Source organism: Armatimonadota bacterium, assembly GCA_023511795.1.
In the GTDB taxonomy this organism is placed as follows: domain Bacteria; phylum Armatimonadota; class UBA5829; order DTJY01; family DTJY01; genus JAIMAU01.
Genome location: JAIMAU010000007.1, coordinates 12,702 through 31,275, shown reverse-complemented (window position 1 = coordinate 31,275; position 18,574 = coordinate 12,702). Strand labels below are relative to the sequence as shown.

The window sequence follows — 18,574 nt, the reverse complement described above, 5'->3', positions numbered from 1 at the left end:
CTTTAGTTAGCAAATTGGCTAAAAGCAATGGGGGCAACTACGTAGTTGCCCCCGATTGGTAAGTTTACAACTCAGCAAGAAGGAAAAGGCAATCTTAGATCCAGCCACGGTCGCGCATTGACTGAACAACTTCATCCACTGCAATTATCTGCGCTGCCAATCTATGAGTTATATTCTTGCTCCTAGCAACCTCAGTTGTCTCTCTATATGCCTGAGAGAGCTGCTTTTCGATAGCCGCATAAGTTTCTTCTTTTTCTGTAAGGCTTCCAGACTTCGCCTGGCGCCACTCAATATATGAAGCAACAACGCCTCCGGCGTTGGCAAGAATGTCAGGGATTACGGGGATTCCCCTCTCAGTGAGTATTTTATTGCCCTCGGTTGTAGTAGGATCATTGGCGGCTTCAACAACTAATTTTGCCTGAATATTTGGTGCCGTCTTTTCTGTAATGACATTCTCTACCGCCGCAGGAATTAACACATCTACTGGGACAACCAGTAGCTCATCGCGCGGTATCTGGGGCATACCTGTAGCTGCCAGGGAATTCACTTTTCCAATCTCGGAAATAGGCAGCCCAACATCTGAGTATAAAGCAGACCCAACATCCGACACTGCGATTACCCTCATGCCCCATTCAGAAAGAAACTTGGCAGTCCAGTATCCAACATTGCCATATCCTTGTATTGCAACTGTGGCATCGGACAACTCTTTTCCAAGGATATCAGCTACTGCCATCCTAACTACAGTAGCAACTCCATAACCGGTTGCTTCTTCACGACCTGGAAGTCCTCCAATCCTAGGCGGCTTCCCAGTTACGGATTCAGGAACATGGGTGTAGCCATAAATAGTAGCCATGTCGGAAGGACCCGTGCCAAGGTCAGGCGCTGGCACGTATGTGCCAGATTGGAGATACAATCCAAACATATGAACGTATTCTGCAATCAGCGCACGCCTAGCCTCTGGTGTGAGAGTCTGGGGAGCAATGCAAATACCAGACTTAGCACCGCCAAAAGGAATTCGTGTGAGCGCGCACTTGTATGTCATAAGTTCTGCAAGCCTGCGCGTCTCCTCAAGACTAACACCATCGGACATTCTAATGCCGCCCTTGCCAGGTCCACGAACCAAGCAATGAAGAACGATATAAGCATCAGCTGAAATAAGTTGACCTTCCCACTTAAAGTTTAGGTTTGCATATGCTTCTTGATCGCTCTTGCTAAGAAGTTGTTGGGCTTCAGCGCTAACATCAATGAATTTTGAAATTTGATTTAAGTCAACTACACTCATTGTTCACTCCTATTTCAACAGCCTTTGCCGCTCGAAATTCTTGATACCAAGGTGGCGGATGGTATCTAGCATTAAGCACGTGACGCACCGGTCCAAGTCCCCAGATGCCGCGGAATAGTTTTTCGCGCTCAAAAAAGAAACGGTCCGCAGCAGCTCGGCGTTCCTCATTCCATTCTTTACCCGCCAACACCTCGGCATTAGCCTCAAAGATTCGTAATTTGGCTTCCCATTGCTTTAGCCGCCAGCTCGAGCGCGCTTTCTTTGCAAGTCTATCGAACTCCTTGCGAGCCTTTTTAGCATCACGAGTGAATGGTTCACCCCAGTCTGCCAACCAACTAGCCCATTCATTTTTATCCGGCCCCTTTGCACCAAAGTACCTTTCCGCATACTCTGCGAGGACTGCTTTCGCATCCGACGCTTTCCCAGACGAAAGTGCGCCTAGAAGAGCTTTGTTCACATCGTCAAGGCAGCCTTCAGAATATGCTTGGAACCCAGTGCATCCAATGCCTTTAAGTTCATATACAGTTCTAGCAAGACGATTTGCAGCAATCACCGGCCCCCAAGCTCCATAGACATCCCTTGGGCTTGCTTTTTCTGCATATCCAATGTGGACAAACGCATGAAGCTCACATCCCTCGGGCAACACAAATTCAGGGTTTGGACGGGTTTCGCCGTAGAGAATGTGTTCTGCCAATGACACAAACCGCCCTTTCTGCTCGCGGTCGGCCCATTCTTTAAACATCTTATGCTCTTCCGCTGTCCACCACCAGCCGATTAACCTCATCTGAATCCCCGGAAAATATTCTCGCGCAATTCCGTGGATTTCCACCATAAGTTTTCCGAAAGTCAGTATCCAAGGGCTGCATTCAGGGCAGGAGCACCCACCGTAATCAAATGGACAGCCTGAGATAGAGTCCAAGCTAACCCCCTTTGACTTCAGGTCCTTAAAAAGGTTACGGTGATTATTCAAGATAATCTCTCGGCCCTTCGGCTTCGAAGGACATATCAGTTGGCCGCCAAAGAGCCTTTTGTCCTTTCTGTCGGCGGCGATTTCTGGTGAAACTTGGTTGAGATAGACATGATTTGGGGTGATGACCAGGTTAGTTTGAAAGCCAAGTTTTTCTGCAATGCGATAAAACTCTTGTTTCCGTTCCCAGAGCACCTGGGGCAGCAGGTATTCCCTTCTGGGATTGTCGTGTGGGTCCTTTAAGTCGGCGGCGTCAAGCCAGTCACCATATGAGTTAAAACCCCAATATTTCGCCTCGCGAAGCATCTCTTCGGCCTCATAAGGAGCCATTACTTCGTACCAATTTCCAAAATGGCCAGGCGCATAAAGCTCCCGATATGCTAGCTCACTCATCAGACTTTTCCTTCTTTGTCTTTTCGCGGCAAGCAAATTGCATTGGCAAATGAACTTAAAACAGCCAATGTTTCCTATTTGTTGTTCGTCGGAGCAACACCTGTGTGGCCGAAGCCAGCGTCGCTGCGCTCAGTTTCAGGAAGAAATTTCGATTCGACAAGGGCTGCCTTCGCGACTGGCGCAATCACAAGCTGAGCAATGCGGTCTCCCCGATGGATAGTAAATGGTTTATCGCCAAAGTTGATCAAAATCACTTGAATAGGCCCTCGGTAATCAGAATCAATCGTGCCGGGAGAATTCACACAGCCAATGCCATGTCTTAGCGCCAAGCCGCTTCTTGGACGTATTTGCCCTTCAAAACCTTCGGGGATTGCTATTCGTATACCAGCTGAAATGAGCTTACGCTCGCCCGGATTGAGGATTGTATCGTTTTCCACCGCCGCATGAAGGTCAATGCCAGCGGCTCCAGCAGTTGCATAATCAGGGAGAGGAAGGTCCTCGGCATCAGGCAGCTTTTGGATAAGAACTTTTACCGTTACTTGAGCCATTTCAGGAAATGCCTTTGCATAATCTCGCCGCGATTTGAGACTCAAGCTACGGCCTCTTTCTCTTTCGTTTCTTCCTCTTCCTCAGACGGAGGCGTTATCGGCAAAGTGAACGTAAACGTCGAGCCTTTCCCTAGCTCACTTTCAACCCAAATCTTGCCGCCATGCGCCTCAACAAGGTGCTTCACAAGGTAGAGACCTATTCCAGTACCGCCAACTTCACGCGTATCCCGGTTGTCAACGCGATGGAATCGCTCAAACACTTTTGGTAAGTGGTCCTTAGGAATTCCCATTCCCTGGTCGGCAACGCTTATTGTAACCATACCGTCTTTTGATGTACCGGTTATAGTAATTTGACCACCCTTTGGTGAATACTTGATTGCGTTGTTTGTTAGGTTGGTCAAAATTTGGTCGACTTTGTCTTCATCGGCTGTGATTTCTGGCAGGTCATCGAGCTCTATCTTAAAGGTATGCTTATTTGTGTATGATTTTTGGACGGTGACGACCTTTTCGATTAGATTCGGCAAGTTGACAGGCTTAAGGTTGAGTTCCAACGCTCGGCCAGCTTCGATTCTAGAAACGTTCAGCAAGTCACTAATTAATCTGGTAAGACGGTCACACTCAGTGTCAATGATTGTGTAGAACTCACGCTGAGTATCACGGTCGTAATAACCCTCTTCATCCATCAAGAGCGTAGAAATGAAGCCCTTAATCGAAGTCAGAGGAGTTCGAAGCTCATGGGAAACAGTTGACACAAACGCCGTTTTCATTCGCTCAACGTTTCGTATTTCTGTAATATCATTAAAGATTGCAACAACGCCTATGGGTTGCTGCTCTTCGCCCTTAACAAGTGCCGTTTGTACTTGATAAATCCTCTCGCTCTCGTCCAAACGGAGCGAGATTTCGCTTGCGATTTCTGTATTTTCCGTTAAGCATTGGACAAGTATGTCCTTTACCTTTGGTTCGTCTATTACCTCATAATACATTTTGCCAAGAACATCTTTACCCTGCGCACCAAACATCGACCGTGCAGAGGCATTCATCTGAGTGATTCTGCCGTCCTTGTTTACCATTAACAAGCCTGCGTATACACTCTCGATGATGTGCTCAAGGTCTTCTTTTTCCGCGACAAATTCGCGATATATCTGGGCATTCAGAATTACCGCAGTAGCGTTCTTTGCATAGCGTTGAAGTAGGCGAACGTCTTCTTCAGTAAAAATGTTTCCATAGCGCTGGTTGAAAACATGAAGAACACCAATAGTGGTACTCTCAATCACGCGCCCCTCTTCATCGCGTTTTTCAGAGATCAGGGGCACGCAAACACCATTGCGAACATGGAGAAGAGCAACATTATCCTTGTACGTGCGTTCGTCATTCAACGCATCATGTATTATAATTGGCTTGCCAGTTCGGAATACCTCGCCCGAAACTCCCTGTGTGGCACGGACCCTGAATGCCTTTATCTCTTCGTCGGTCAACCCATAAGCAGGTTTAGTAGCTACAAGTTCACCGCTTTCTTTGTCAAAAAGCATAAACACACACTTTTCGGCGTAGAGAATCTCAGCTGTCTTGCGTACGAACCTTTTAAGGGTCTCCTCAATTTCAGTTATTGGAATCGGCTCGCCACTAGGCTCGGAGAGGCTTCGAATTTTCTGCTCGAGCTCTCTCTTTGCCTTTTCAAGGGTTGCTATATATTGCTTGCTCTCCTCTAACTCTTTTTGGAGTTCTTCAACCCTGGCGAGCAACGCCTCGTTACTGTCGAACATCCGAGTGCTATCACCTTTCCATTCTGTTATCTGCTAATTGAGCGTAAGTTAGTCGTCATACCAAAGCATTATAACATAATGGTGCTGCCATCGTCAACTTGCTACTGTACTTCTGCCAAACGAAATATGTGGCTCTCTGTTACTCATATCCTGCTCAAAGCGTGCCGTTTTTATGATTGACGTTTTGGAACAAAAGTTCCATTGGAATTGTCTAAAACAGGGTAATTCCGATTCCTTTGTCATTGCCTATAAAAATTATTGCCACAAGGAGGATTTGAAATAGGCATTGTAGAAATATTTTTAGCTACAAACTTTCGAAAGCGAGGGTAAAGCATGGCGTTTAGAACAAAAGTATTCATATGTATTCCTATCATAGTAGTCCTGGTTATATCCACGTCATTCGCCTATGCAGCGGAGGTAAAAGAGCTTCAGCTGGCAGGAATCCGGCTAGGCAGATCGGCACTGAGCATAATCCAGAAGTACGGCAATCCTACAGAAATAAGGGTTGGGTCTACAAGACAAGCGGCAACAGACACAGGGGCCGGCAGTCCATTCGGTACCGCCGAAGGCCCACCTCCAGGCATGGGTGGGGCATCAAACCCCTTTGCGGCGCTTGAAGGTCCTCCTCCATCAGCAGGCGGTTCTTCGGCATCGGGGCAATCATCGCCTTTCCAAGGCTCAACCGGAGGCAAAGCAAACAAGCAGTCAGCTCCCGAGGTTACATGGATCTATCGGTTTCCCAAGAATCATACCCTCGAGTTCATCATCAACCCTGATGGCATAGTAATCCAGATTGCCGCTTTCGGCGTGGATTGGCCCGGCATAGGAACTTCGAAGGGTATTAAGCTCGGAAGCACTTATAAGGACGTTATCATGAAATACGGCTACCCAGAGTCCCACCAGAAGTCCGGAATGCAAATGGTCACGAAATACATTGAAAAGAACAGGGTAGCATTTACATTCTTGGGCAAGACAGTTGTAGGCATCACAATTGCGCTTTGGGACTAGTGCCGTTAACCGAGCGGGGGTTGCTCTGTGTGGCTGATGTGCGCGACGCCATCGATGAGATTCGGACAAAGCTCAGTATTCTTGACGTCGTATCCGACTATGTTACTCTGAAGCGCGTCGGAAAAAATCACGTCGGGCTCTGCCCATTCCATGCAGAAAAAACACCTTCTTTTACGGTCAGCGAGCAATTTCAAACTTGGCATTGTTTCGGCTGTGGTGAGCATGGCGATATTTTCGCATTTGTGATGAAGGCGGAGAGCCTCACTTTCCCGGAAGCCCTCGAACGATTGGCAAAACGTGCGGGAGTAGAGCTTGAGCGCCTTCAAAAACGACATTCAAGCCGCAGAGATGCCCTTAGGGAAGTAAATGAAATAGCAGCTTCCTACTATCGGGAGTTGCTAAACCGAACACCAATCGCTATTGAATATCTTCGCAGGCGCGGGCTTGCCGATCAAACTATCGAGCAGTTTAAGCTCGGATATGCCGCAGCCGCTTGGGATGGCTTGGTCTCTTACCTGACCAAAAAAGGCGTGAACTTGGCTTGTGCGGCAGAGGCAGGCCTTGTTATCAAAAGCGATCGTGACGACGGATATTATGACCGTTTTAGGCATAGGATTATTTTTCCGATCTTTGACATACACGAACAGACAATCGGCTTCGGCGGTCGGGCCATCGCCTCCGACGACCAACCAAAATATCTAAATTCGCCAGAGACCCCGCTCTTTAGCAAAACAAAAGCGCTTTATGGTCTCAACTTTGCACGTAAAAAGATTGCAGAGCTTGACCAAGCGATTGTTGTTGAAGGCTATACAGACGTAATTGCCTGCCACCAAGCAGGTTTCGAGAACTGTGTAGCCACGTTAGGAACGGCGCTCACTAGGGAACATATTAATGTACTACTACGCTATACAAAGCGGGTAGTGTTAGCTTACGATGCCGATTCTGCGGGAATTTCGGCGGCAATTAGAGGCGCTTCCATGTTTGAAGAAGCTGGGTGCGACGTACGAATAGCCAGGCTTCCGGGCGGCGACGATCCAGATAGTGTGCTTAGGAAAGGACTTGTAACCGAGTTTGCCGCCGCAATTTCAAATGCACTACCAATTATAGATTACAGGCTTGCGATACTAATGGAGAACCATGATCTTTCATCTTACACAGGCAGAGCAGAAATGCTCAAACAGGCTGTAAGGATCTTGGCTGAGATTCCCACTAGTATCGAACGTGAAAAGCATATTAGAAAGCTCGCAAGGTATCATCCGAACTTTGAGACGGGTACAACTAGAGCGGAGGAACACCTAAGGCAGGATATTGAACTAATAGCGCGAAGGCAACAGAGCATAAAAGGAATAAAAACGCCTATCAACCAATGGGCAAAACCCAAAACAGCCGTTGAGAAGGCTGAAATTTCAATCTTAAGAACATTAATTCACAACGAGGCGGGGGCGCAACTCATTGTAGAAGCGCTATCAGAAAATGATTTTTCAAACGACCTAACCCGCACAGCGGCAAAAGCGGCGTTCGAAGCCGTTAGGGAAAATGGAGTGGCCGAGCTAAACAAGATAATAGGCTCAGTTACAACTGAAGTCGGCAGATTTCTAAGCGAGCTTGCATTGCGGGAGGACATACCGCCACTTAATGAAAAAGGTTTGCAGGATTGTATTGAATTGATAAAGAAATCAAAACTTAGGAAAATGAGAACTTCGGACATTCTTGCACCGTATATGAAAGATGGTATAATAGATGCTTCAAAGGATTTGCGCAAAGCAGCAATCAGACAAGCTATCGAATTATTTAGAGAAACCGGAAAAGTAGATCCAAAAGCTGGTCCTAAAGGGATGAACGAAAGTGACAGTTGAAGATATTAAAGAAAACGCAGAAATACAAAAACTACTAAACGAAGGCAAACGCAAGGGCATACTTACGTACGACGAGATCAGCGACACTCTGAGCCGCCAAGAAGATATTGACGCGGACCAGATAGACGATCTCCTGCAAACGTTTGCTGATGAAGGAATTCAAGTAGTCGAGGAGATCAAAGATGCTGAACTCGTCGAGGAAGCCCCTGTGCCTGAAGAAGCACCCGTCCATGACATCGAGGTTCATGAAGAAGAACTCGCTGCCATGGAAGGACTTCCGCTTGACGACTCGGTTAGGATGTGGCTCCGCGAGATTGGTCGAACTCCGCTCCTAACAATGGAGGAAGAGGTTGCCCTTGCCAAAACAATAGCTGAAGGCGACGGCAAGACTCCGGAAGCTCAAAAAGCAAAGGAAAAGCTAATTCAAGCAAACCTGCGTCTCGTCGTAAGCATTGCAAAAAGATACAGCGGTCGCGGGATGTCATTTCCTGATCTAATTCAAGAAGGAAATATCGGGCTTATTCGCGCAGTCGAGAAATTCGATTATAGGAAAGGCTATAAGTTCAGCACATACGCCACATGGTGGATTCGCCAGGCGATCACTCGTGCTATAGCGGACCAGGGTCGGACAATTCGAATCCCGGTGCATATGGTCGAGACGATCAACCGTCTAATAAAGACATCAAGCCACCTCCTTCAAGAACTTGGCCGTGAGCCAACGATGGAAGAGCTGGCTCGAGAAATGGACTTGCCGGTTGAGCGCGTTAGCGAAATTATGCGGATTGCACCTGAGCCTCTTTCGCTCGAAACACCTATCGGAGAAGAAGAGGATAGTCACCTTTCCGACTTTATTCAAGATCGTGACACCGTTTCGCCAGACGACGCCGCATCGCATCAGCTCTTGCGCGAGCGGATTGTCGAGGTGCTATCAGAGCTTACCAGTCGAGAACGGGATGTGCTGAGGATGCGTTTCGGACTGGACGACGGCTACCCCAGAACACTCGAGGAAGTTGGGCGGCACTTTCAGGTCACACGAGAGCGCATCCGCCAGATTGAAGCCAAAGCTCTTAAAAAGCTCCGCCATGCCAAGCGACGGAAAAAACTCGAAGAGTACCTGGCATAGACCTCGAGCCCTTACTTCAATCTACTCCAAGTTAACCGATGATTCTTACAATCGATGTTGGAAATACAAACATAATGTTAGGAGTCTACAAAGACTCCCAACTGATTGCAGATTGGCGTATTCGTACGCAACTCGGCAGGACAGCGGACGAATATGGAATGCTTCTTCGGGATTTATTTGAATATTCCAACATCCAATTTCAAGACATAACGGGTATAGCCATATCAAACGTTGTACCGCCCACAATGTCGGATATGGTCGCAGCATGTCGGAAGTTCTTTAACATCGAACCATTCGTAGTGGACCCGTCTAAAGACATGGGAATTAAAATTAACTACGAACCAAAATCCGATGTTGGAGCGGATAGAATAGCCAACGCCATCGCAGCATATGCACTTTACGGCGGTCCAGCGATAGTTGTGGATTTAGGCACCGCAACAACGCTAGACGCCGTTTCTGAAACAGGTGAATACCTGGGAGGTGTGATTGCGCCAGGAATCGGCATATCAACAGAAGCACTCCACCGCGCCGCTGCCCGATTGCCAAGGATAGATTTAGTGACCCCGCCATCGGCAATAGGCACAACAACGGTCACCAGTATGCAAGCAGGAATATTATTTGGATTTGCTGGCCAGATTGACGAGTTAGTTAACCGAGTGCAAAGTGAGCTGGGAGGAACTGCAAAGGTAATAGCAACAGGTGGACTGGCCGGTTTAATCGCGCCACTTAGTCGGACAATAGAAATCATTAACCTCTTTCTTACACTAGAGGGTCTAAGAATCCTCTATGAAAGAGCAAAATTGGCAATCAAAACTAGCAACGAGTAGCTAATAGATACTGCTTTCAATCAGTATGCTATTTGTTACTCGTATTGTTTTCCAATAAGGGAGTAAGAATAGAAAACGAAAATCGAACGCAGGCCATCTGAAATCCGGCGACAAGAGTTCCGAATTTCGCTTGACCCTCCCATCGTCCTCGCGCCGATGGCAGGCGTCACAAATCACGCATTCCGACTGATTTGTCGACATCATGGTGCGGCGGCAGTCTGGACGGAAATGATAAGCAGTTATGGGCTCCGATATCGAAATTCGAAAACGCTGAGAATGTTCGACTGGACGGATGAAGAAAGGCCTGTAATTGTTCAGATTTTTGGTGCAGACACTGACACAATGGCATCAGCAGCCGCAATGGCTGAGGCTGTTGGGGCAGACGCAATAGATATCAACCTTGGATGTCCAGTTCGCAAGGTAGTGAGAACAGGCGCCGGGGCAGCACTAATGCAAAACCTAGAACAAGCGCGGGAGGTTATGTCAGCCGTCGTCCAAGCAGTAAGCATTCCGGTGACGGTAAAAACACGGAAAGGGCCAGATGACAAACATGTTACGGCCATCGAAGTCGCCAGGATAGCAGAAGAAGTTGGAATCGCCGCAGTGACAATCCACGGTCGCACAGCAGCACAAGGTTACTCAGGAACGGCCGATTGGAATATTATAGCTGATGTAAAAAAGGCTGTACGCATCCCTGTTATCGGCAACGGTGATGTGAAAAGCCCTCAGGATGCAGTGCGCATGTTGACAGAAACAGGCTGTGATGCTGTGATGATAGGCAGAGCGGCACTGGGAAATCCCTGGATATTCAGCAGAACCGCACATTACATAGCTACTGGCGAAATCCCACCAGAACCCTCCTGTGCGGAACGGATGGAAGTTGCCCGCGAACATCTTCGCCTAATGACCGAGCTATACGGCGAGGAACGTGGAGTTAGAGAAATGCGAGGGCAACTAGCCTGGTACATAAAAAGTATCCCAGGCGCTTCCCAGATAAGACGAGCGGTCTCTAGCGCAACGACATTGGACGAAATGCTCGCCCTAACAGAAGAGGCTTGCAAACAAGCGTGAAAATTGGACGCTGATTTAAAACTCACGGTGAAAATTTGTAAGCAAGGAAAGTAAATTGGAAAAATTTGCCTTTGTAATCCATCCGATAGATGCAAAACGCGACGTTGCCCGTAAATATCCCATTGCCAAATTTCTACCTGAAAGACTAGTCGAATGGGGCCTTAAGTTCAAGGAGCCAATGGTCCTTTCGCATATCACCGGCGTAAAATCGGCAACCGGCAAAGAAGCAGAAGGCTGGTTTATAGGTTGTCCGCTCACGCCGCGCCAGATGAGCACACTGCCGCTAGACTTTGTGTATGAGAAAATAATCAAGGCTGGACAGCTTGCCGAAGAACAGGGAGCACGCATAATAGGACTCGGAGCACATACTTCGGTCGTAGGCGATGGCGGAATAACTATCGCAAAGAATCTTAATATTGCAGTTACAACAGGAAATAGTTATACAATTGCCACCGGCATAGAAGGTGTACTCAAAGCAGCTGAGATTATGGATATTGACCCCTCAAAAGCAAAGGCGGCTGTCGTTGGCGCAGCAGGCTCCATTGGCCGAACCTGTGCTCGCATCCTCGCCCGCCGGACGCCAGAACTCGCACTAGTAGACCGTTCCCTCGAACCACTAAACAAGGTAGCAACAGAAATCGCGGCAGAATCCGATTGTACTACCAAAGTATTTACAGAGGTGCATACGGGAATTCGAGACGCTGATATCATCATTACGGTCACCAGTGCAATAAATGCCATAATTCACCCATCCGACCTCAAATCCGGCGCTGTTGTATGCGATATAGCCCGTCCCAGGGACGTTTCATCAAGGGTTGCAAAGGAGCGCAACGACGTTCTAGTTATTGAAGGAGGCGTTGTCGCCGTTCCCGGTGATGTAGATTTCCGTTTCAACTTTGGCTTCCCACCCAAAACAGCATATGCCTGCATGTCTGAGACAATAATTCTAGCCCTCGAAGGCCGCTACGAGAATTTCACACTTGGCAAGAATGTAAGCGTTGAACAAGTAACTGAGATTTCAGCGCTGGCGCAGAAACACGGATTCAAGCTTGCAGGCTTCCGAAGCTTCGAAAAGGCAGTCACCGACGAGCACATTGAGTTCATACGAGCTAATGCCCGACGGCGAAGGAGCTAATCCTAGAGCAAGTGTGACTGTCTACCCCCTGCGTTTCAATGCCACTGTTGTCGGGTATAAGCTTTATACCCGACGCAATAAGAGTGATTGTTGGAAGGAATCCTACGATGCCTGCCATATCACGCAATAGAAGCGTCCTCTTCCGAATCCCCAGCGATGTAAGGTACGTCCCAATGGCTCGCAAGGGAATAGCAGCAATTGCAGAGAGCATGGGCTTCCCGGTCGAAGCAGTAAAGGATATCGAATTGTCGGTTTCAGAAGCGGTTGCCAATGCCGTAAGTCATGGAAGTCCTAGACAGGTAGACAATGCCGTTGTGATTATATGTGAGGTAACAGACGATGCCCTCACTATTGACATTCGCGACGAAGGCCCTGGCTTCCAACCGGATTCCTGCTTGAAGAACGCAGGAAGTTTGCAGGAAAGCGGTAGGGGGTTGACGCTTATTTACAGTCTAATGGATTATGTTCAAGTTGCCAAAACTCGTAAAGGGTCGAGTGTGCGAATGGTAAAGAAAAAAACATCCTCACTTCAAAGCCTGGCTACAGCAAACACCAAATGTAAACAGACATGACGACGGCATCTCCCTATTAACGGGAATGATGCCGTCGTCTATCTGGGTATGAAGGACGCTACTGACCGCTAGCTTTTCCTCTTTCAATCAGCTCTTTGACTTTCTGACCACCTCGATGGCCAATTTCTTCATAGAACTCGTGTCCATATTTCTCGCTGGTGGTCTGTCCGCCCTTGGCGCCGATTTCCTCATAAAACGGCGAGCCGTACCGTTGACTGGTAGTCTTGCCGCCCTTTTTGCCGATCTCTTCATAGAACTTATGGCCGTACTTCTCGCTGGTGGTCTCACCACCGCGTCTTCCGGCTTCACTCACAGTCATCTGCCCCTTCTTTTCACGCGCCATGAGAAGCACCTCCTTTCATTCGCTTACTATAATCTCGGACCAGCTTAAACTGCTGGCACGACACCTTTTGAACTATATGGGGCTTATTATGTAAGAGCCCGGCCGAACTGCAAGTGCGGCAATCCACTTTATGCCACGTCCATTCGACGTGCCGGCCATGGCTCGCTTACCTTCCGTGATTTCACAGTTTTGCCAATTTCATGCACTGCTATTTTCCTTATACCCATTTAATTAACAAATTACCAACAAGAAACCAATTTACTAAAAGCCAATCATGTTAAGAAGCCAATAAAGAGATGCTCTATTCGCCAAGAGCCTTTTTACCTTCCTCAATGAGCTTCTTAACTTTTTGGCCACCTTTACGCCCTATTTCTTCATAAAATTCGTGGCCATAACGCTCAGCTGTGGTCTCGCCTCCTCTGCGGCCACCTTTCTTACCGATCTCCTCATAAAACTCATGGCCGTGAGTTTGAGCAGTGCGTTTACCACCTCGGCGACCAGCCTCGCTAACCGTTATATCACCAACATCTCTTTTTGCCATTTCGTTTCACCTCCTCAATTGGGAGTAAACGAATTAATTTGACTGGAGACTTCAAGGCTATATTAAGCTAGCGAAACTTATTCCAGCCATCCCCGGGCCGGAGCGGGGATGGCTGCATAGCTAAGCTAGCTCTCTCCAATAGCCTTTTTGCCTTCTTCAATGAGCCTCTTCACCTTCTGGCCGCCTTTATGGCCGATCTCCTCATAGAAGGGCGTTCCATATTTTACGCTGGTTGTTTCTCCGCCCTTCCTGCCAATCTCCTCATAGAACTCGTGGCCATGAGTCTCGGCTGTGCGTTTGCCGCCTCGGCGTCCGGCCTCGCTCACACTCATTCCGCCCTTGCCTTCCTCGGCCATTTTTTCACCTCCTCCCGGAAATTCGAGAGGATATCTGTCCCGCCAGAATAGAGCCTGGCGTATTGCTTCTTTGCAAACTAATGAGAACCTACATTACTTCGAGGCGGCAGCCTTCTTACCTTCCTCAATCAGCCTCTTGACTTTCTGACCGCCCTTGTGGCCGATCTCCTCATAGAACTCATGGCCGTATCTGCTGCTCGTGGTCTGGCCACCTTTGCGTCCGGCCTCGCTTACCGTCATAGCGCCTTTCTTCTCCTTGGCCATCTATCTCACCTCCTACTGTGCTCGCCGGGCAAAAAGCCCGCTGCGAGTTTTTTCGATTTTTCGTTTGCCCTTGGTTTATTCTGCGGGCAAACGACATTAAAAATTGTTTTAAGATGTCAAAGCCCAAAGCTAATTGCCATAATCTTTATTACCTTTTTGACAAAATCTTTAATCTCTTAACGCCCTCCTAGTCGATATTTTTGTAAAATTTATGACATCTTGTTAGCTACTTTGCCGACTTCATTAAGTCTATTTGCTAAACATAGCAAAATAAATTACGCGCATTTTATGAACTTATGTCATCAGTCAATGCAAATCGGCTTTAACCTTGTTCCCTCCAGCCTTTTTATTTCGCCTTCTCAATCTGGTTATAACCATTTGATAACCATGCCAAACATTGCGTACAGATAAAGGCTACGCATAATGCTGAATCCATCGTTCCATCAAAAATCGCCTTCGTAGAATCTCATGGCTGACGTTTCATAGTGAAGACCATCGGCATGCGCGCAGGTTGGCTTCTATCAAGCTTCCAAAGCACGTATTGAATAATTTCTGAGGCTATATCGCACGAGGTAGTATCTGACAATCCAAACCACGATGGAGCACCATTAAGCTCCAATATTAGAGGACCATTTGGACCCTCTATTATGTCCACACCGGTATAATCAAGGCCCAGAATTCGCGCAGCTGCCAAACACATTTCCCGCATCTCGTCTGTTAAATTACAAGGTTCGCATTTACCTCCTTGATACACATTTGTCTTCCACTGCCCTTCGCTAGCGTATCGGTACATTGCAGCGACAACCTCATCACCGACCACAAAGGCACGTATATCTCTTTCATTGTTTGGTATAAATTCTTGAACGTAAACTGCACGATATTGCTGCAAGAAGGTTGGAAGTATTTCCATGCTAGTCTCAGGCACAACCTTTTCAACACCAATGCCATGTGAACCATAAAGGGGCTTAATTACTGCTGTACCAAACTTCTCTATCGCAGCCATCGCCTTATCAATTTTCTGAGTAATAATCGTGCGGGGCACAGGCAACCCTGCCTGTTTCAGGAAAAATGTCGTTTGAGCTTTGCTCTCAGCAACGGACAAACTCTCGAGAGAGTTTATAATTAGCTTGCCACTGCGCGCAATAAGTTCAAATACGTCATATTGGTAATCTACTTCGCCTTGCTGACTAAAATACCGCAGAATAAAAGCGTCAAAGCTTTCGGCAGGCTCGCCATCGAAACGTATTGAGCCGCTGTTGTCGACCTCTATCACCGAAGATAGGGGGTCTATCGGCAAGCCCTCGGCAACATTCATTGCCGCATTGAGAAGCTCTCTACTTGCCCAGTCACGCTCGAAATCCGGGGTTACTATACCTATTCTCCGCATGAAGCGCCTTTTCTTAACTTACAAGTAAATTAAGCACAAACTTTCAATAGCCCAGCGACGACGGTCTTTGAGGCTTTTGGTTGGGATATGTTAGTTCATTCTAGCTATACCCTAAGGCTAGTGAGGGTAAACTATGCGGAGAATTCCCTATCAAATCAGTGCATTCAAAAATCAACCAGTCGCATTTCAATATAGATGAAAGACTTCTTGAATGCCCTGGCGGATGAACTGAACTGCAATCGCAGCAAGGAGCATCCCCATTATCTTGGCGATAACATCTGAGCCTGTCTTGCCAAGAATTCGGTAAAGAAAGCTTACATATCTGAATATTAGGAAAGTAACAGCAAATGAGGATATAACAGCTGCTACTGTTACCCAAAGGCCATAGAGTCCTATTAATACAATTGTGGTGGTTATCGCACCAGGGCCTACTAGTAATGGCACTGCTAGTGGGACCACGCCAGTCTGGCCTGCCGAGGAAATGCCATAATGCGCCTCGCTGATTGTTTTCATTGCTACAACGAGAAGTAATATGCCGCCTGCTATCTTGAAATCACTTAGGGTGATTCCAAACAACCTCAGAATGCCAGTCCCAGTAAAAGCAAAAAGAAGCAAAAGAAGGAGTGCGACCTTTGTAGCCCGTGCAAGGATAGCACGCCGTTCTTCTGGAGTAGCATCTTGCGTAAGCGCTAGAAACAGCGGTATTAGACCCAGTGGGTCTATTATAATGAACAACGCGATAGTTGCCTTTGAAAAAGGTATCAGAAAGCTCATGCTTTAATCCATTACACTTCACTTTTGATACCTAATTCTACCTCCAACATTATATATATCGCAATAGGACTAACATCCCTCGATTTTGAATAAGATAAAGTCCACTCAAATCCTTAAAATTTCTGGGGGGATGGTGGTGAGGACTCAATCTGGCAATCGCAATTCTTTTTAATTCGCCCCTTTGCCTAGTTCCATCCTAGGCCTAAAACTCTGCCTTATCTGCCTTGCGCCCGATAAGTTCTCGAACTTTGGACTGATAGTTTTGAACTACAGAGACAAAAGCCGCATGGCTCCACGTAAGCGGCATTACTGCAAGTGGCTGGCCTGTAAAAGGATGTATCTGCTCAGCAAGTAAGCCGGCTTCCGATGCATGCCTCACTACCCATTGAAGCAAGTCAAGCGCAGGTTCAAGATCCCTCAGACTTCGTGCGACCGAAATGTACCACTCCGCCATCCAAAGCGTCGAGACAAACCAAGGATTGCCAGGAACATTCTTCACATCTGAGCTTACCTGGAAGTAATAGTCATCCTCGTACCGTGCGAGCCCACCGATAGGCGTGCGAACCCACAGCCTGTCATAAATAGCTTCCATTGTGCTGACAACTTGAGGCGAGTCAGGCGGAAGTACATCGAAGAGGAAAATACCCGCCATGGAAACATCAAGCGTGGGGTCCGCAACTTTGGGTTGTGAGACTTGGCCGGAGACTTCAGCCTTCCCTGAGCCAGCTCCTATCTTACTGCTCCCAAAGAATATGCTTCTAACGAATCTACCTAGGTTCGCGTCGTAGAAATTATCAATAATAGCATTCCTTATCAATTTGCTTGCTTGGTGATATTTTTGAGCTCGATTTTTATCTATAAAATTAGCTAGTTTGGCTGCCGCTGAGAGAGCGCCATAGACTGCACTACACGTCCAAAGATGAATTCCCCTTCGCTGCTCCCATAGGTCGTAGCTTGGCTGAGGCAGTTTAGTAGAAGGATCAAGATTTTCAATCATATAGTCGGCAACTTGAACTACCAATTCTTCGTATGCTGTAAGAGCATAATCTTTATCTTTGTACCGTTCGCAGTGCTCTCCAACGGCCCAAATCACTAATGCAGTGCTGTCCTGCTGGCATGGAATTTCCGGTTCTCCATCGGCAACCCACGGGTGCCAAGTTGCCCCTAGCGTACCATCGGGACAGTATTTTTGGAGAAAGAAAGGCATATCTGGCCTCAGTAAGCCAGTACAGAACGAAAAAAAACGCCTTGCCGATTCCGGGTGGCCAGCCTTGTCAAGTGCATTTGCCACCAATGCGCCGTCGCGAGGCCAAACATAGCTGTAGTGTGCCCTCGCGGTTTGCATTATGTCCGTGTCGTTTGCCGCCACTATGCCGCCGCATCGGTCAATCTGGGTCTGAAGGACCAGAAGACTCCTCTCATAGAGGTCGACAACTGTGGGTGGTAAATGAGCATCGAGGGGGGTGCCTTTTTTAAGACAGTTACTCCAATGATCGCTGAATTCATCCATCAGCGAATCCATTGTATTGCCAGCTGCGATTGAGTTTAGCTCTTCAACCTCATCCAGCGAGTGGCCAACAGCTAGCCAGTAGTCCACAACACAAGAACCATCGCCTGGCACACTCAACTTGAAGCTTATGGTGGAATCTACAGAACCTTGTTCAATAGGATGCATGCTCAGGGACCCATCTTCCGCATCCCGCCATGTTCCCTCCGCTCCCCCAAACTCCTTGATCCCGGTCGCGTACTCAAATATTCCTGAGTCTCCTATGCGGCCATTGACCAAGATGTAGCAATCACGTTTGTAATGGACAATCGCCCCTGTGAAAGGGTGGAAGAAGACGGTGTCTCCTACATCGGTCTCATAAATGCGGAAATCATGGCTGAAAAACAGTCTAATTTCTCGCTCCTCGGGATGGAGATTCTCGACCGAAACCCGGCGCAGGAGCAAGTTTAGCTCCGGATGAACTGCATCGTTAAACCTGAGACCTATCCCTAATCGTCCGTTCGAAGCATGGACATCCGTAATCAGCGTCTGCGGCTTATATCCAATTCGAATTGACCAAGTATCCTCTAGCCATGAAAACTGGCCGCCAACCCATACTCCAATGCGGTTCTTATATCCACCGACATGGTTGTACAGGCCAACATGAGGATAGTAGAGATCGCGAATATTCAGGTTCCGATCCAAGTTCACCAGAAGCGTGCCGTTCCCCAGCACCAGATCCCTGGGCATGCGTTAAATCTCCTCCATTCTTTATTTTGGATTTCGCTTGCCTTTCACTTATCCGCAAAATTGCGAGGACTGCGTGATATTGTTTACTAAGGTAACTATTTGTACCTTTTAGCTTTACGAACAATGGA

18 protein-coding genes are annotated in these 18,574 nt (G+C 47.6%); 7 read left to right on the top strand and 11 right to left on the bottom strand.

What is annotated here, in order from left to right:
- Positions 1–94: 94 nt before the first annotated feature.
- The 4 genes from K6T99_07860 to K6T99_07845 form a co-directional block, all read right to left on the bottom strand.
- On the bottom strand, positions 95–1,282 hold the full coding sequence (locus K6T99_07860) for a Glu/Leu/Phe/Val dehydrogenase (GenBank protein ID MCL6519732.1): 1,188 nt from the start codon (positions 1,280–1,282) through the stop codon (positions 95–97).
- A complete protein-coding gene (locus tag K6T99_07855; protein ID MCL6519731.1) occupies positions 1,269–2,642 on the bottom strand; it encodes a hypothetical protein in 1,374 nt (457 codons plus the stop codon). The genes K6T99_07860 and K6T99_07855 overlap by 14 nt, the downstream gene beginning before the upstream one ends.
- A gap of 74 nt (positions 2,643–2,716) precedes the next feature.
- Positions 2,717–3,190: a dUTP diphosphatase gene (gene dut / locus K6T99_07850; GenBank protein MCL6519730.1), complete on the bottom strand. Its 474-nt coding sequence runs from the start codon at positions 3,188–3,190 to the stop codon at positions 2,717–2,719.
- Between the two features lie 41 nt (positions 3,191–3,231).
- Positions 3,232–4,953 carry a PAS domain-containing protein gene (locus tag K6T99_07845; protein ID MCL6519729.1) on the bottom strand — a complete coding sequence of 574 codons (1,722 nt, stop codon included), beginning with the start codon at positions 4,951–4,953 and terminating at the stop codon, positions 3,232–3,234.
- A gap of 333 nt (positions 4,954–5,286) precedes the next feature.
- On the opposite strand from K6T99_07845, the gene K6T99_07840 reads away from it, so the two are divergent.
- The 7 genes from K6T99_07840 to K6T99_07810 all read left to right on the top strand — a co-directional run bounded on the left by K6T99_07840 (position 5,287) and on the right by K6T99_07810 (position 12,545).
- A complete protein-coding gene (locus K6T99_07840) occupies positions 5,287–5,961 on the top strand; it encodes a hypothetical protein (protein MCL6519728.1) in 675 nt (224 codons plus the stop codon).
- Between the two features lie 29 nt (positions 5,962–5,990).
- Entirely contained in the window at positions 5,991–7,817 is a 1,827-nt protein-coding gene (dnaG, locus tag K6T99_07835) for a DNA primase (protein MCL6519727.1), read from the top strand.
- Entirely contained in the window at positions 7,807–8,940 is a 1,134-nt protein-coding gene (gene rpoD / locus K6T99_07830) for an RNA polymerase sigma factor RpoD (GenBank protein ID MCL6519726.1), read from the top strand. Before dnaG ends, rpoD begins: the two co-directional genes overlap by 11 nt.
- A 38-nt stretch (positions 8,941–8,978) precedes the next feature.
- Positions 8,979–9,767 (top strand): type III pantothenate kinase, encoded by a 789-nt coding sequence (locus K6T99_07825; protein MCL6519725.1) that lies wholly within the window; start codon positions 8,979–8,981, stop codon positions 9,765–9,767.
- A gap of 156 nt (positions 9,768–9,923) precedes the next feature.
- A complete protein-coding gene (gene dusB, locus K6T99_07820) occupies positions 9,924–10,838 on the top strand; it encodes a tRNA dihydrouridine synthase DusB (protein MCL6519724.1) in 915 nt (304 codons plus the stop codon).
- A gap of 55 nt (positions 10,839–10,893) precedes the next feature.
- Positions 10,894–11,973, top strand: coding sequence for a shikimate dehydrogenase (locus tag K6T99_07815; GenBank protein ID MCL6519723.1), 1,080 nt, complete (start codon positions 10,894–10,896; stop codon positions 11,971–11,973).
- Between the two features lie 107 nt (positions 11,974–12,080).
- Positions 12,081–12,545 (top strand): ATP-binding protein, encoded by a 465-nt coding sequence (locus K6T99_07810; GenBank protein ID MCL6519722.1) that lies wholly within the window; start codon positions 12,081–12,083, stop codon positions 12,543–12,545.
- Between the two features lie 58 nt (positions 12,546–12,603).
- Here the strand turns inward: K6T99_07810 and K6T99_07805 are convergent, their stop codons facing one another.
- From K6T99_07805 to K6T99_07775, 7 genes are all read right to left on the bottom strand, one after another.
- The gene (locus K6T99_07805) at positions 12,604–12,888 is read right to left on the bottom strand and encodes a general stress protein B (protein ID MCL6519721.1); all 285 of its coding nucleotides are present in this window, start codon (positions 12,886–12,888) and stop codon (positions 12,604–12,606) included.
- Positions 12,889–13,189: 301 nt separating this feature from the next.
- Positions 13,190–13,429, bottom strand: a complete 240-nt coding sequence (locus tag K6T99_07800; GenBank protein MCL6519720.1) for a hypothetical protein — start codon at positions 13,427–13,429, stop codon at positions 13,190–13,192.
- Positions 13,430–13,554: 125 nt separating this feature from the next.
- Positions 13,555–13,785, bottom strand: coding sequence for a hypothetical protein (locus K6T99_07795; GenBank protein MCL6519719.1), 231 nt, complete (start codon positions 13,783–13,785; stop codon positions 13,555–13,557).
- A gap of 93 nt (positions 13,786–13,878) precedes the next feature.
- A complete protein-coding gene (locus K6T99_07790; GenBank protein MCL6519718.1) occupies positions 13,879–14,049 on the bottom strand; it encodes an Em GEA1 (EM1) in 171 nt (56 codons plus the stop codon).
- 466 nt (positions 14,050–14,515) lie between these two features.
- Positions 14,516–15,436 carry a RimK family alpha-L-glutamate ligase gene (locus K6T99_07785; protein MCL6519717.1) on the bottom strand — a complete coding sequence of 307 codons (921 nt, stop codon included), beginning with the start codon at positions 15,434–15,436 and terminating at the stop codon, positions 14,516–14,518.
- Positions 15,437–15,622: 186 nt separating this feature from the next.
- Entirely contained in the window at positions 15,623–16,210 is a 588-nt protein-coding gene (locus tag K6T99_07780; protein ID MCL6519716.1) for a MarC family protein, read from the bottom strand.
- A gap of 202 nt (positions 16,211–16,412) precedes the next feature.
- Positions 16,413–18,446 (bottom strand): glycoside hydrolase family 15 protein, encoded by a 2,034-nt coding sequence (locus tag K6T99_07775; GenBank protein MCL6519715.1) that lies wholly within the window; start codon positions 18,444–18,446, stop codon positions 16,413–16,415.
- Positions 18,447–18,574 lie beyond the last annotated feature (128 nt).